Here is a 15,094-nt window from a genome sequence, read left to right as displayed (position 1 = left end):
TTAATCTTATCTTTACCCTTTTTTAATCCATTTATTAGTTGTAAAGTTATATGAAAATTTGAGTCCATTTTTCATCTTGAAAAAATCTATTTTATTTCCTCAATTCTTTAATTCTCCCAAATTCATCCTTGATAAATCCTACAAAGTATATTATTAAGAATGGCATAGTTTAATCCGCCGAAAGTTGGATGTCAGAAAGTGCCCAGCCTTCTATGACTCTAGCTCCTATAGGTTCAGGATTATCCTTAAAATTAACGAACTCCATAGTCATCTGTTCAATCTTCTTCCCAGTTTTCTTATTTGTAATCTGTACGGAATATCGAATTGCACACCAATCATCTTGAACGAGCATATTATAAAAATCACCTAATTGAACCTCGAATACTGAGAAGAACTCTCCCATCATGTCCTTATATTGCTGAAGTGTCAGGCGTTTTCCATAAACGTTATAATGTGCATCCGGCTCATATAATGTATTACACCATTCTAACCATGCTTCGTAACCATTATTCCAATTCTTAAATCCATTCTGAAGTCTATCTCTTATTGCTTCTTGAAAATTTTTATTCATCTTAAATCAATCCTTTCAATTTTTATCTTCGATTATATTAAGTTTCTTTTGATTATTAGACCTTTACCCTTAATACTTGTATAAAATTTAATTCCTATATTGGCAAGGTTACGCTAGCCATTTTCAGTTTTTTAGCAAGTGTGTCAATTTACAAATTTCCTTTCTTAGTTTACTTTTCATTCGTAACCTTCGATATTAGTCTAAATGCTAACTGTAAACCAAATGTAAACTTAAAAAGATTTTTTAATAATCTATTAATTGCTTTCTAGCAGTATTTTAATTAATTTATTATTTTGTTTACTTTCAGTTTACCTTGTGATTTTAATATATAAATAAGGTTTATGGTAATTGAATCTTGAAATATCAATGTTAATTCTCAATCAAGTTCTCATAGACAAGATTATGATACGATACTGTTTAATTTTTAAAGTATTTAAATAAAAAATTAAAGTAGTAATCTATCTGAAATACTTATTTGTAGATTTTATGACATACTTGCCTTGAGGTACTGTAAATAATAAAATTGTTCAGATGGAGTGATAAGGTTTGAAGTGGTTCACAAAATTGCAGAAATCAATAGTACACTTATATAAAAGATTTTCAACATCAAAAAAATCATTAATATTATGGGATATACTTTATGTTGGTTTCATTGGAGTAAACAGCTATATATTGCTGATTTATAACAATTCTAATGAACCCAAAATGATGCGTGTTATTTGTGCTATGACTGTGGCGTATGTAACCTCATTAATTACCATTCTTATAAAATTGCGAGAAGATAAGAAACTAAGAAAAATATTATATCTAACAAATAAAATATTTCGATTAATTTATACAGCAACATATCTTACAATTATAGTGTTGCATTTGATACGGCTTGGATCATTTAAAACAATATCAAGTTTTCAAAGTGGAGCTTTTATACATAACATAATAATGTTTTTCTTTATAGCAATAATAGGTACAAGCTCTCTTTGGTGGAAAAAAGCATTAAACGCAATTATTAAAAGAATATAAAAATATAACTAGAAATTTTATAAAATAATTCACTTTACAGTCTTTTTACCAATTAAAAAGACTGTTGCATTTACACAACAGCCTTAAAACCTTACTCACGATTATTACCATCCTTTGACATATTTTTATGTATACTTTCAGTTCCTGCTTCTAAAGCAGTTTCGTAATACCAACATTTATGCTCAATTAGTTCAAGTGATTTTTGTAAATCTGCTATTTGTTCTTCAACGTTTTTCTTGCTCTCTAAAAATAGTTCATAACGTTCTTGCAGAGTCTGATCTCCTTTTAAACACCACTCACTAAATTTTTTAATATCTTTTATAGACAATCCAGTACTTTTTAAGCATTCTATAACTTGTAACATGGACATATCAGATTCAGCAAACATACGAATACCAGATTCTTTACGTTCAACAAATGGAAGTAATCCTTCTTTGTCGTAATAGCGTATAGTAGATTTAGGTAAATTTAATTTTTCAGCAACTTCACCAATAGAATAATACATAGAGCATCCCCTCTCTTTTTATAATAGAAATATCATTAAAAATCAGAAATGTCAATGTATATTAATTAAATGTAAAATTTTAATTGCAACATATATATAAATTCAAAAAGTACATAATAAATATTATAAGATAAATTTTCAAAGTTTTTTTATAAAAAGTATTGACTTAAAGTTAACTTTAAGTATTACAATTTCAATAGAAGTCAAATAACTTACAAGTTAAAGCTATATCTAGTAAAAGCTTTGGCTGTGATTTCAAATTGAAAATCCATAAATACAGTAAATATTACAGAGGAATTATAGGAGGATAACATATGTATTTAGAAAAAATTAATTCACCAGAAGACATAAAAAAATTATCAGTAAATGAAATGAAGGATTTAAGTTCAGAAATCCGTCAGGTACTGCTTAAAAAATTAAGTGAGCATGGAGGACATATTGGGCCTAATCTTGGAATTGTGGAACTTACTGTTGCATTGCATCATGTATTTAATTCACCAAAAGATAAGATTGTTTATGATGTTTCTCATCAAAGCTATGTTCATAAAATGCTTACTGGAAGAAAGGAAGCATTTATCAATTCTGAAAAATATGATGAAGTGTCTGGATATTCCAATCCAGAAGAAAGTAAACATGACTTTTTTAACATCGGACATACTTCTACATCCATAAGTCTTGCCTGCGGTCTTGCTAAAGCAAGAGACTTAAAAGATGAGAAGGATAATGTTATTGCTATTATTGGAGATGGCTCTTTAAGTGGTGGAGAAGCATATGAAGGGGTAAATAATGCTGCTGAAGCAGGAACAAACATGATTATTATTGTAAATGATAATGATATGTCTATAGCAGAAAACTATGGCGGTTTATATAAAAATCTTAAAGAACTTAGAGATACAGATGGGCAAAGCCAATGTAACTTCTTTAAAGCAATGGGCTTAGATTACCATTATGTAAAAGATGGCCATGATTTAAATCAGTTAATTGAGGTATTTAACAAGGTTAAGGATACAGAGCATCCAGTAGTTGTTCATATTCATACAATTAAAGGAAAAGGCTTAGCATTTGCTGAAAAGAATAAGGAACAATGGCACTGGGGAATGCCTTTTGTATTAGAGACAGGGGAATCAAAGTTCTCTATGGGTGGTGCAGAAGATTATAGTAATCTTACAGCAAAATACCTATTAAACATGATGAAACAAGATCCAACAGTTGTTGCTATTACATCAGCAACTCCAACAGTGCTTGGTTTTGTACCAGAAAGAAGAAAGGAAGCTGGTAAACAATTTGTGGATGTTGGTATTGCTGAAGAACATGCTGTTGCTTTAGCATCAGGAATTGCAGCAAATGGGGGAAAACCAGTTTATGGAGTATATAGTACATTTCTTCAAAGAACATATGACCAGCTTTCACAGGATTTGTGCATAAATAATAATCCAGCAGTAATACTTGTAAATGCAGCATCAGTTTATGGAATGAATGATGTAACACATCTTGGATTATATGATATTGGTATGATGAGTAACATTCCAAATATGGTATATCTTGCTCCAACCTGTAAGGAAGAATATTTTGCTATGCTTAATTGGGGAATGAAGCAACAAGCTCATCCTGTAGCTATTCGTGTTCCCGCAATGGGAGTAATAGAAAGTGGAATTGAAGATACAACAGATTATTCTAAATTGAATAAATATCAAGTGACAAAAACAGGAAAAGATGTTGCAGTTATTGCACTTGGAGATTTCTATCAGCTTGGTCAAGATGTTGTAACAAAACTTTCAAAGGAAAATGGCATTGAAGCTACTTTGATTAATCCAAAGTATATCACAGGTATTGATGAAGAATTATTGGATAGCTTGAAAAAAGAGCATAAACTTGTAATTACCCTTGAAGATGGCATTTTAGATGGTGGCTTTGGTGAAAAGATTGCAAGATATTATGGTCCTTCTGACGTGAAGGTATTAAATTATGGTATCAAGAAAGAGTTACTAGATCGTTATGTTCCAAAGGAACTTATGAAAAAAAATAGACTTACAGATGAGCAAATGGTAGAAGATATCATTAGTATCCTAAAATAAGCAGTTTGAACAATAGAATGCAACTTACTACTTTTAAAGCAGTAAGCTGCATTCCTTTTACATTAATTTATAGAATACAATCATCAACTTCTAACACTTCTCAAATTTAATTTATAAAATTTATTTTATATCAATATCTGCCGGGAATATAATTCCACCTTTATGTCTTGCAATTGTTTGTACTTCACTAACTATTAAGCTGTGTTCTAACATTTTGTAGCATCTTTCTAAATCATTGTTTTTAATCATATTAGCAAATTCAATAAATTCATTAACCATTCTGTGTTCATAGTTATTTTCATTTATTTTTGAACTAGTTCCATCATTCATTAATAACTCAAATCTCTTACAAACATTAGCTGGAGTATCTTGATATATACATCCCTTATCCCCTTGAATATTATTCGCAATAGGAGCCTTGCAATCTTTTGCTCCAATGCAAATACACTTAAAGGTTCCATAATCTAATATTAATATTCCAGAAGTATCTATTCCTCTCTCAACATTTGGATAATATTCAACATTTTTAGGCTTTCCAAATAACCCCACCACATAATGAATGTTATATATATTTAAATCCATTAATGCGCCACCAGAGAATTTAGGATCAAAGGCCGGTAATACATTTCCTTCTTTAAAACTATTATATCTACTCGAATATTGAGAATAATTGCATTGAACTATTTTAATACTCCCCAGCGTTGGAAGCAACTCTTTTATTTTATTATAATTAGGAAGATATTGATTAGTAATAGCTTCAAAAATAAACAATTGCTTTTGTTTAGCCAAATCACTTAAAATTAATGCTTCTTTATAGGTTGATGTGAATGGTTTTTCGACGATAACATTCTTATTTGCTTCCAATGCTTTTTTAGCAAATTCAAAATGTAGATTATTAGGTAATCCAATATAAATTGCATCTAAATCACCATTTAATAATTCATTATAATCATAAAAAATGTTTTCAATTCCATATTCATTTTTTAATTGATTCATTGATTCTTTATTTCTCTCAGTGCCACAAATAGATACAAACTTGATGTTTTTTAAATTTGAGCTTATTGATAATAAGTCCTTTACTATCATTCCTGCTCCAACAATACCTAATTTCATGTTAGTTCCTCCTTTTTTTATCTAAAAACAGCTAAATATATTTAAAACTTCTAATTCTTTGAAATAACTCTTATTCCATTTTCTCCTGATATTATTAGCTTGTTGACCTCTCTTGTAAATAGAGAAGTTCCAACTACTCCTACAATATTATTTAGATTATCATTTAACTTTTTAAAATCATCTATAGTATCAAAATTTACATCTAGCAAGTAGTTACCATCATCAGTTATTAAATATCCATCCTTATTATTACTAGTTCTAACGCTAGGATTTCCTCCTAAGTTTTTAACCATTTTACTTACATAACCTAATGAATCTTTAATTACTTCTAATGAAATAGGATGAATTAAACTTAATTCTTCTTTTAATTTTTCTTCATCTATTAGTAAAATATACGTCTTTGACATTGAGCCAATTATTTTTTCCTTTGTAAATACACCTCCACCACCTTTGGAAGCATAAAAATTCTTATCTACCTCACCACACCCATCAAAAGCAACCTCGACTTCCTCTACAAGATATGTTGGAAGCACTTCTATTCCATATTTAATACAAATATTCTTTGTATTATCAGATGGTGTTACGATCCTAATTTTAAGATCATTTTTCTTCACTTCTATACTCAACAACTCGATTAAACAAGCAATATTTCTTCCTGCACCTAATCCTATTACAGTATCATTTTTTATATACTCCATGGCTTTTTCAGCACATAATTTTCTTAAATTCTCTTCATCCATGTTATTTACCTTAACTCCTTTATTCCTGCTTCTAATATTTCCATTTGCAGTAGTGTTTGATTATCAGTAATTGTTTTATTTTTACCATTTATGATTGCTTCATATAAATCATCATATACTCTTCCATAATCACCGTTGACGGATTTTACTTTTTCTTCGTGTATTTCCCCTTCATCATTCATATATGTAATAACACCATAATGATTAAATGTATCAATACCAAAATCCTTGTTTTCAGGCATATAAAATAATTTTAAATGCTCTTCTTGACGATCTTTTGTTTTCTTTACAAAACATCCTTTTTTACCATATATAACAAAGCTCGGTCTTTCCTTTAGTCTAAAGTAACTTGATTTTACAGATACCTTTAACTTTCCATAATATAAATCCAAATCAAAGTAATCATTCATTCTTCCTGATCCTAATAATTGTCTTACATCATAATGGATATTATCTGGTTTACCAAAATAACTAATTACTTGATCCAAAGTATGACAACCATGGCCGTATAAATATGATAATGAAGGAATAAAGCTAGTAATAGATTCAGGTATTTCTGGTCTATAATAATCAAAATGCATTTCAACTTCTATTAATTCACCCAAATTTCCTTCCTCAATAACTTTTTGAACTGTTAAGAAATCACTGTCAAAACGTCTATTTTGATAAGCTTGAACGATTAATCCTTTTTCTTTCGCCAAAGTAAATATTTCTTTTGCTTCTTTTGATGTTTCCATAAATGGCTTTTCAACTAAACAATGTTTATTATGTTCTAACACCATTTTTGCATAATCATAATGACTATTATGCATAGTACAAACCACAATTAATTGTATTTCCTGATCATTTAACAGCTCATCTAAATTAGAAGTATAATTTACTCCCTCAATTCTACTCCATTTTTCATTTTTAGAATTTCTTTGATAGATTGTTTTTACCTTAATCTTTTTTCTTTGTAAGACAAATGGCAGATGATATCTGTTAGCACTTTTACCATTTCCAATATAACCAATTGTAAGCATAATAACCTCCTTAAAATATAATACTAATTAAATTAGCTAAACCATACATTACAAATTCCTAACTCTAAGGTTTTAGATTTTTATACCTAAACTGCTAGCTCCTTTTAATGATTCTTTAGTTTTTAATGCAATTGTTTTATCGTCTCTAAAAAGTGTTCCTTCCATATCTATAGCTATAAGCTTATACCTGTTTACACCTCTATAATCATGAAGTTAGTACCAACCTTTAGTTTTATTATAATCACTCTAATATTATTTCCACAAACTAAAATATTTCACCCCAAATGGTGAAATACTTTATATTAGTATTTTATTAATTTATAATATAATTAATCCTATAGCCTAGAATATAAACTTTATCTATACTCCTGGCTATAGGACTAATTTACTTTTATAACTATGAAGATATTCTGTTATCATATCAATGTCGTTCTGATCGATTTCAGGATTTATTCTAACAAAAGGAATATTGGTAATATCCGCTATTGTTGAAGTTGTGATTATAAAATCTACTTTTTTAAGCTTTTCCTCATCTTCATACATAAATTCTTGATAATCATAAGACCTACGTATCTCTATTTTTTCTCCAAAACAATTTTTAACTTTATCCTTAATAAAACTCAATATAGACTCATCATAATCGCAAACAATTACAGTATTTAGTTTATATCTCCACATTCCACACATGGTTACTAAATGAATAGTTATATAAGCTAGATCAATAAGTTCCATATCCAAATTCAGTTTTCTCTTAATAATATGTATAATTTCACTAGCCATTTTAAATTCTGTTTTATAGGTTTGAATAACTTTTTCATCTATCTTATTTGATATACAATGGTTATATTTTAGACGATTTATCATTGGAGCAACATATAAAACCAACTTATATTTATTATCTGGATTAGAATTTAAATCTATCTTGAACTTTTCATGTAAAGTTCTCAAAAACTCATCTACTATGTAAATAGCTTCTTCTGTTTCAATATTTTTAACATCTGTTCTCTGAAGAAATTGCTTAGATTTAAAATACTGCTCTAAATTGATCCATTCTGCTTCTGATAAATTTTCTTCTAATTTCTTTTCTAATTTTTCTCGTATTTCACTCATCATTGGCATAAGTTCAAAATTTATATAATCGGAATCATTTAAATTAAATCCTAATTGTTGGCGCTTAACTGCAATTAATATTTCATAACATAAAAGTTGAGCGCTATGTCCTGATAAATAATACTTATATTTTTTAGTTTCAGCACTTAGTATATGATAAATTTCCCTAGCTTCTGCAATAACATCATTCTCTTCAAATAAATAATTCCAATATTTTGAAATACTACTTATATTCATTCTTATAGCTAAAACCCAGCTAATAATATTTCTTTTTTCCTTTTCATTTGCTTTAAGTGTAATTCCTTCATTTAAAGAATAACTTATTCCCAATTTTAAATCTTTTTTTAACCATTTATTAATAAAAGCAACATCATTATTTACAGTAGATGCTGATATATACAAGGTTTCTGTCAATTCTTCTACAGAAATATATTTTTTAGTGATTAATTTTAACAGTATGTACATTTGCCTATCTATTGGCAAACTTGGAGTTTCTATTATATACTTATAATCTAATACTTTCCTTATAACATTATTTCTCTTCAAAATTTCTTTATTTTCTTTATTAAGGAAGTAACCCTTTTTTATACTAGACTCTATTTCCACATGATATTCCTTTAATAAATCATTAATTTCTTTAATATCACTTCTTATCGTTCGAATTGTTACGTTACAAATTCTAGCTAATTCATTTCCAGTAATACATGCATCTGTATTTAAGATTATATTTAAAATATCTCTATGCCTTCGATTCAAATTCATGTTCACCTACTTTATATACAAATCAATAGCCCTACTTTTATCATTATATTATATATAATTAGTAAAAATAAAGCTAAATTCTCCTGAAATAAAATGTTTTCTTTATATATGCTTGTCACGCTTACAAATAAAATTACCCTCAGTTTCCTGAGAGTAATTTTGATGAGAAAAACTATTAGAATTTATTATTAATAAGTTATTTTATGGGTGTAAGAATCATGAGAGATAGAATACCTTACCATTTTTATTTTAGCCATTAAATAACTTAATTAACCGAAATTAGCTGTAATTTATATATTGGTTATACTTAATTCTAAGTCAAAATTTATCTAAGGAATTAATAACTTTATTGCAGCTATAGCTGTTACACCTAAAATTATTAAATGAAATAACCTTTCATTTAACTTTTTAATTATAATGACTCCTAATATTGCTCCAACAGCTACGGCAGGTATCATTGTAGCTGTAAAAACAAGGGCATTAACAGATATATTATGCCAAAAGAAAATTTGTAATGGCACTTTAGTTAAGTTTATAATAAAGAAAAACCAAGCTGTTGTTCCCATAAAATCATTTTTCTTAAAACCTTTAGCTAATAAGTAAACACTAAATATCGGACCTGCAGCATTACCTATCATAGATGTAAAACCACATAACATCCCTGTTAATGCATATAAAAAAACATTTTGAGGGACTTTAAGATTTTCGCCCTTTTTTTCAGTATAAATCAAAACAATTAAACATATTAAAACTGAAACAGCTATAAAAGCTTTAAATTGCTTATCATTAATATAAATCCCAACTATAACACCTAATATTAATCCAAGTAAGGTCCAAGGCAAAAGTTTCTTTATATTACCCCATTCAGCATGTCTATTATAGTAATATAATGCAAATACGTCACCTACTAAAAGCATTGGCAGTATTATACCAGTCGAATCCTTTCCTCCAAATACACCCGCAATAATAGGAATAGCAGGCATCATAAAAGAACTTATTCCTGTCTTTGAAAATCCTATAAAAAATGCTGCTAGTATTATCCAGAACCATTGTTCCTGACCTAAATTAAATATATGAAATATCTGCATTTTTACCCCTTCTTCTATTTTAATCTTATCCTAATTATAATACATATGTTCCATAATCATAATCATAATCATAATTAAAGCAATTGTCATGCCATAATCATAATTAAATCTAACACTTTTACTTTTATATAAGCTGTCCCTTCCAAAAGCTTGAGTTTCACTAATTTTAATTATCGTCAAATATAATTTAAACTTAAATTATTTTCATTTTAATGCACTAAGCATTTTATTGAAAAAGTATTTTTAATACAATATTGCATCAAATCTATGACTTTTATTATAACTTTAACCTTATTAAGCAATACAAAAACGTATCAAGTCAATACCCTTTTGTTTTATTTTAAGAACTAAAATGAGGGGCTGCTGTCCCCTCATAACTATTTTTCTAAGCTTTATCTACAGAATAACAGAACACAAGTTATATTTCAACAGCTGTATCAAAGCCTGCATGAACTGCAGTATACACATTGCCTATTTGTTTACCATCACCAATCACATAAACTTCCGTTTCAGGAATTGCATGTCTAAGTGCAGCAATAGTATCTTTTCTTGGTCTCATTCCTAGCGCTAATGCAACTGTATCCGCTTCAAATTCTTTCCATTGGAATTTAGAATTAATAGTCTTAATTCCCTTATCAGTTATTTCTTCTAATTTTGTGTTTGTTATTACTTTAACACCATGTTTCATCATCAATGATTGTAGTGAGAATCTATTAATTAATGAGGATCCGTTAAGTAAAGCGTCTGGCCCTTGCATTTCCAGAAGCGTAACCTCTTTACCTTTCATAGCTAAATCAACAGCAGATTCAGCTCCTGTAAGCCCTCCACCTATAACTATTACTTTTTGTCCTACTGGCACTCTTCCACAGTCTACATCGCCTGACCAATGAACATGACTCTTGTCAATGCCATGAATATTAGGAATAAGTGGTGTTGCTCCAACAGCTATTATTAATGCATCTGGATTTTCTGCTTTTATAGCTTCTTCTGCAGCTTCTGTGTTTAACTTTATTGTTGCTCCACACTTTAAGGTTTGAGCTACTATCCAGTCTAAATAATTTCTTAAATCTTTTTTAAATTCAAGATCTGTAGCATGATTTAAAGTACCGCCTAGCTTGTCATCTTTTTCAAAAAGAACAACCTCATGACCTCTTTCAATAGAAGTAAGTGCTGCTTGCATTCCAGCCGGCCCACCTCCAACTATAACTACTTTTTTCTTAGTATCAGCTTTTGGAACTTTACTACCTGGATAATCTGTTTCACGACCATTTATAGGATTAACTGAGCATCTAGTCTTTTTAAAGAACGCTGAACGGCCGCAACAAGTATTACAACGTACACATGGACGAACATCTTCAACTTTTCCAAGAGCAGTTTTTCTCATAAATTCTGGATCTGCTACAAATGGTCTTGCCATTGCTACAAAATCAACTAGCCCTCTTGATAATATTTCTTCTGCATTTTCTAAAGTCATTACTGAACCAACTGCAGTTACATATAAATCATTTCCAACTGCCTTTTTAATTTCTTCAGCAAAATGTATATTTAACATATAAGGAACATAGAGTGGTTGGATCATATATTGAATTGTATGTGGATTTGGAAGCATTCCTGCTGAAACATGAAGTATATCTATCTTATCCTTTATTAATTTAACAAATTCAATAACTTCCTCTACCTTCATACCACCTTGAACTAATTCATCTGCACTAATTCTATATTCAATAATAAAGTTTTCTCCAACTCTTCTACGTACAGCATCTAATAATTCAATACAGAAACGTGTTCTATTTTCAAAACTTCCGCCATATCTATCAGTACGTTTATTTACATATTGTGATAAAAATTGTGATGGAAGCATACCATGAGCTCCATGAATCATTACCATTTTAAAGCCACTATCTTTACATCTTCCTGCAGCATCTGTATAATCTTGAATAGTTTTATTTATCAATGGAATGCTCATTTCTTCTACTTCTCCTGGAGTTTTCCCTTGAAGCTTTGAGAAGAATTCATCTATTTCTGCTGGCTTTGGAGTTGAACTTACTGGTTTTAATCCTTTAGCTGCTAAATTCATTGAATTAGCAAAACGTCCACCATGATTTAATTCAATAGAAATTAAAGCTCCATATCTTTGTACTTCATCAGCTAAATCATCTAATCCCATTTTAACATTATCGTCACCTAAATTAATTTGACCTTCATGGTCCATTGCATGTTCCCAGTTTACGGCAGAATCTCCTACTGTAACTATTGCTGCTCCACCTTTTGCAAAGGGTCTATAAAATTCAATAACTTCTTTTGTCACCCATCCTTCTGGAGTAGCCATACAAGGTACCATTGGCGCAACTTCAATTCTATTTTTAAATTCTACTCCTTTTATTGCTATTGGCGAAAATACATGTTTGTACTTACTCATTTAAAATTCCTTCTTTCTTCACACACAAATTTTATATTTATCATAAGAATAATTTATCCGAATAGCTAGCATCCGTAGCACTCCCCACACTCTGTGAAAGCGATTATGCCAAATTGAAATTAGACATATCTGCTTTTCTTCAAGTGGGAAATAACAGCCACACGCTCTTGGATCAGTTTAACTAAATTCAGCTGGAGTTAAAACTCCACCTAAAAAGTTTCACTTTATTTAATCACACGTAATTTTAAAAATAATTAAAATATTTCTCCATTCATTTCCTTATATAGGCTTGGTAATATAGCTGCTAAATTACTATATTCTTCAACATTATGGAAAGCTAATCCCATAGGAGCTTGAATTGGAATTTGTATTCCATCTGGAAGCAACTTACAAGGTTTTCCATCAATCATGTGATAGCCCATCCAAAATCTTGAACGTGATTCTATGCCACCAGGTACTTCTCTAAAATAATGCAACATTATAGCTGGTGATTTAGGACCACCAGAACGTGATTCTGATATTCCATTCCCTGATACTACAGTAACTTTTTTAGAATTTAACTCATCAGTACTAAATCCTAATTGTTCTGGTGTCAAAAATGAAATGTGTATATCTTCTGGTCCATTCCCTGTATCTTCTATTACGTAATGAGTACGTCCTTGAAATTTTTCTAACATAGGTGTAGCAGGGTTAAGTATTTTTTCTCTATCTTTATCACTTACTGAAATTCCATAATGACCTTTTCTAAACCATAACATATAACGTAAATCTTCAAGAGCATGCCATGCAAACCACCAATTAATCATTTCTAACGTAACACCTGGAAATTTATTATTAACTGCAACATACCCTGCTCCATTTGGAAGAACGCAATACCCTGTTTCAACTTCATCATAATCTGACTCAAGTAAATGTTTTATATCTTCTGGCATAAGAACTTTACTTGCATCCATTGGACCCTTCTTTAAGATTTCCATTAACTCTTGATTAGAACTCGCAATCGACTTATGAAAATATTTTGCATAAGGTTTTTTCTCTTCTTCTAGTGTTAATTCTGTTCTTAATTCTCTTACCATATTCTTCTCCTTAATCTACAAATATTTTTAGTAATCCTTTTCACTTAAATTTAAATTTAATTATTTGTCTATATTTTAACAATGTTTAAAATAATATTAAAATGCTTATTTGTTATTACTGTTATGCAAAAAAGCTATAAATGAAAACTTTTATTTTATAGTAAACTTATCATTTCCTACATGTGTAATAAATATCGATAATCATAGGTACAAAACATAATATTCTCCGATAAAAAAATTCAAGCTTATTTGTATGTGCATAAAATTTAAAAATCTCTAGATAATTGTTATAATATTTCAATTATCTAGAGATTTATGTTTCAAAAAAAGGAACATCACTCAATAAACTTTCTAAGCTATAGACATAGCAGCCATATCCCCCGCTCTGATCGAATCTCCAACCTTTCCTGGTTTTACACAATCTTCAATGACATGCACTTCTCTATCATTACATGATTCCTTTAGTTTTGAGCTTCTTCAGCATTTGCTTGCATTCCCATTGAAAAAATAACAGTATCTGCTTCAATAAATAATTCTACTGTACCAATCTTTATATTTTCTATATAAGTAGAATTACCAATTATAAAAATCCCACCTTTGTTAATATCTTATACAATTAACAAGGTGGGATTTTTATAATTTTCAAATTCAACATCACCATAATTCTGATTTTCTATATTTTTGTTTCACTTAAAACACTATTTACAAATAGTGGTATGCTTGGATTCATATTATCCTTTTTCCAAGCCATAATAACATTTACAAAATCATTTTCTACTTTAAAAACTTTAATGTTATTACTGTTATATCTTACCTGAGAATCAAACAATGCTATTCCCACTCCGGCTTCAACACAAAGTAATACAGATTCTACATTAGGAAGCTGTTTTACTATTTTAGGCTCAAAGCCATTTATTCTACATAAATTTATAATTGAATCAAAACCTTTAGGTGATTCATCTCTGGAAATTATAACAAAATTTTCGTCTTTAAGATCTTTAATTGATAGATTACTTGATTTAGCTAATGGATTAGAAAAATCCATTACAATATAAGAATTTCCTTTATATACAGTATCCCAAACTATTCCAACAGAATCATCTATTTCAAAAGAAAGTGTAAATATTATATCTAATTTGCCTTTTATAAATTTTTCTCTAAGCTGTTTAAAACTATGGCTTTCAAGAATTAAATTAGAATTTGTATATTTTTCTTTAAATTTTTTAATTACCAAAGGCAAAAAAGTACTTGTATTCATAGATTCTAAACAACCAATAGTTATAGTAGAATTTTCACCTAAATCTGGCTGTTTTGCTTTTTCTATAGCATTTTCTATAGAGTCTATTATCCCATTAAGTTCTTTAAGTAAAACTGTGCCTGCTGGTGTAAGTCTAACATTTCTCCTTGTTCTAAAAAAAAGTTGAACTCCTATTTCATTTTCCAGTATTGCAATTTGTCTACTTAAAGAAGGTTGTGAAACATATAAATTTTTTGCTGCTTCTGTAAAATTTAGATACTTTGCTGCTGCAAGAAAATATTCAATTTGAAGCAAGGTAATTTTTTCATAATTCACAAAAATTCCTCCTGTGTAAT

General features: G+C 29.2%; 13 protein-coding genes. 2 read left to right on the top strand and 11 right to left on the bottom strand.

The features are described from left to right. Positions 1–169: 169 nt before the first annotated feature. Entirely contained in the window at positions 170–571 is a 402-nt protein-coding gene (locus tag CLPUN_RS28335; RefSeq protein ID WP_077846861.1) for a nuclear transport factor 2 family protein, read from the bottom strand. Positions 572–1,117: 546 nt separating this feature from the next. Between CLPUN_RS28335 and CLPUN_RS08435 the strand changes: the two genes are divergently transcribed. Next, a complete protein-coding gene (locus CLPUN_RS08435) occupies positions 1,118–1,591 on the top strand; it encodes a hypothetical protein (protein WP_077846860.1) in 474 nt (157 codons plus the stop codon). A gap of 91 nt (positions 1,592–1,682) precedes the next feature. Here the strand turns inward: CLPUN_RS08435 and CLPUN_RS08430 are convergent, their stop codons facing one another. After that, positions 1,683–2,096: a MerR family transcriptional regulator gene (locus CLPUN_RS08430; protein ID WP_077846859.1), complete on the bottom strand. Its 414-nt coding sequence runs from the start codon at positions 2,094–2,096 to the stop codon at positions 1,683–1,685. Between the two features lie 314 nt (positions 2,097–2,410). Between CLPUN_RS08430 and CLPUN_RS08425 the strand changes: the two genes are divergently transcribed. Next, positions 2,411–4,171: a 1-deoxy-D-xylulose-5-phosphate synthase gene (locus CLPUN_RS08425; protein WP_077846858.1), complete on the top strand. Its 1,761-nt coding sequence runs from the start codon at positions 2,411–2,413 to the stop codon at positions 4,169–4,171. A 120-nt stretch (positions 4,172–4,291) separates the two neighbouring features. Here the strand turns inward: CLPUN_RS08425 and CLPUN_RS08420 are convergent, their stop codons facing one another. From CLPUN_RS08420 to CLPUN_RS08385, 9 genes are all read right to left on the bottom strand, one after another. Next, positions 4,292–5,284 (bottom strand): Gfo/Idh/MocA family protein, encoded by a 993-nt coding sequence (locus CLPUN_RS08420; RefSeq protein ID WP_077846857.1) that lies wholly within the window; start codon positions 5,282–5,284, stop codon positions 4,292–4,294. Between the two features lie 50 nt (positions 5,285–5,334). After that, the gene (gene rpiA / locus CLPUN_RS08415) at positions 5,335–6,024 is read right to left on the bottom strand and encodes a ribose 5-phosphate isomerase A (protein WP_077846856.1); all 690 of its coding nucleotides are present in this window, start codon (positions 6,022–6,024) and stop codon (positions 5,335–5,337) included. 5 nt (positions 6,025–6,029) lie between these two features. Next, positions 6,030–7,046 carry an oxidoreductase gene (locus tag CLPUN_RS08410; protein WP_077846855.1) on the bottom strand — a complete coding sequence of 339 codons (1,017 nt, stop codon included), beginning with the start codon at positions 7,044–7,046 and terminating at the stop codon, positions 6,030–6,032. A gap of 72 nt (positions 7,047–7,118) precedes the next feature. Next, on the bottom strand, positions 7,119–7,211 hold the full coding sequence (locus CLPUN_RS26995) for a hypothetical protein (protein WP_143329003.1): 93 nt from the start codon (positions 7,209–7,211) through the stop codon (positions 7,119–7,121). Positions 7,212–7,418: 207 nt separating this feature from the next. Then, a complete protein-coding gene (locus CLPUN_RS08405) occupies positions 7,419–8,912 on the bottom strand; it encodes a BglG family transcription antiterminator (protein ID WP_077846854.1) in 1,494 nt (497 codons plus the stop codon). 335 nt (positions 8,913–9,247) lie between these two features. After that, the gene (locus CLPUN_RS08400) at positions 9,248–10,006 is read right to left on the bottom strand and encodes a sulfite exporter TauE/SafE family protein (protein ID WP_077846853.1); all 759 of its coding nucleotides are present in this window, start codon (positions 10,004–10,006) and stop codon (positions 9,248–9,250) included. Between the two features lie 418 nt (positions 10,007–10,424). After that, entirely contained in the window at positions 10,425–12,425 is a 2,001-nt protein-coding gene (locus CLPUN_RS08395; RefSeq protein WP_077846852.1) for an oxidoreductase, read from the bottom strand. 254 nt (positions 12,426–12,679) lie between these two features. Continuing rightward, positions 12,680–13,501 (bottom strand): DAPG hydrolase family protein, encoded by an 822-nt coding sequence (locus CLPUN_RS08390; protein ID WP_077846851.1) that lies wholly within the window; start codon positions 13,499–13,501, stop codon positions 12,680–12,682. Between the two features lie 673 nt (positions 13,502–14,174). Then, complete coding sequence (locus tag CLPUN_RS08385) at positions 14,175–15,074, bottom strand: LysR substrate-binding domain-containing protein (RefSeq protein ID WP_077846850.1); 900 nt, start codon at positions 15,072–15,074, stop codon at positions 14,175–14,177. Between the last annotated feature and the right edge of the window lie 20 nt (positions 15,075–15,094).

The sequence above is a fragment of the Clostridium puniceum genome, from assembly GCF_002006345.1.
Classification (GTDB): Bacteria; Bacillota; Clostridia; order Clostridiales; family Clostridiaceae; genus Clostridium; species Clostridium puniceum.
This window is presented reverse-complemented; position numbering and strand designations above follow the sequence as displayed.

Coding starts and splice junctions, on each gene's coding strand:
- CLPUN_RS08420 (WP_077846857.1), bottom strand. CDS start 5,284: ATGAAATTAGGTATTGTTGGAGCAGGAATGATAGTAAAGGACTTATTA.
- CLPUN_RS08425 (WP_077846858.1), top strand. CDS start 2,411: ATGTATTTAGAAAAAATTAATTCACCAGAAGACATAAAAAAATTATCA.
- rpiA (WP_077846856.1), bottom strand. CDS start 6,024: ATGGATGAAGAGAATTTAAGAAAATTATGTGCTGAAAAAGCCATGGAG.
- CLPUN_RS08395 (WP_077846852.1), bottom strand. CDS start 12,425: ATGAGTAAGTACAAACATGTATTTTCGCCAATAGCAATAAAAGGAGTA.
- CLPUN_RS28335 (WP_077846861.1), bottom strand. CDS start 571: ATGAATAAAAATTTTCAAGAAGCAATAAGAGATAGACTTCAGAATGGA.
- CLPUN_RS26995 (WP_143329003.1), bottom strand. CDS start 7,211: ATGGAAGGAACACTTTTTAGAGACGATAAAACAATTGCATTAAAAACT.
- CLPUN_RS08390 (WP_077846851.1), bottom strand. CDS start 13,501: ATGGTAAGAGAATTAAGAACAGAATTAACACTAGAAGAAGAGAAAAAA.
- CLPUN_RS08400 (WP_077846853.1), bottom strand. CDS start 10,006: ATGCAGATATTTCATATATTTAATTTAGGTCAGGAACAATGGTTCTGG.
- CLPUN_RS08410 (WP_077846855.1), bottom strand. CDS start 7,046: ATGCTTACAATTGGTTATATTGGAAATGGTAAAAGTGCTAACAGATAT.
- CLPUN_RS08430 (WP_077846859.1), bottom strand. CDS start 2,096: ATGTATTATTCTATTGGTGAAGTTGCTGAAAAATTAAATTTACCTAAA.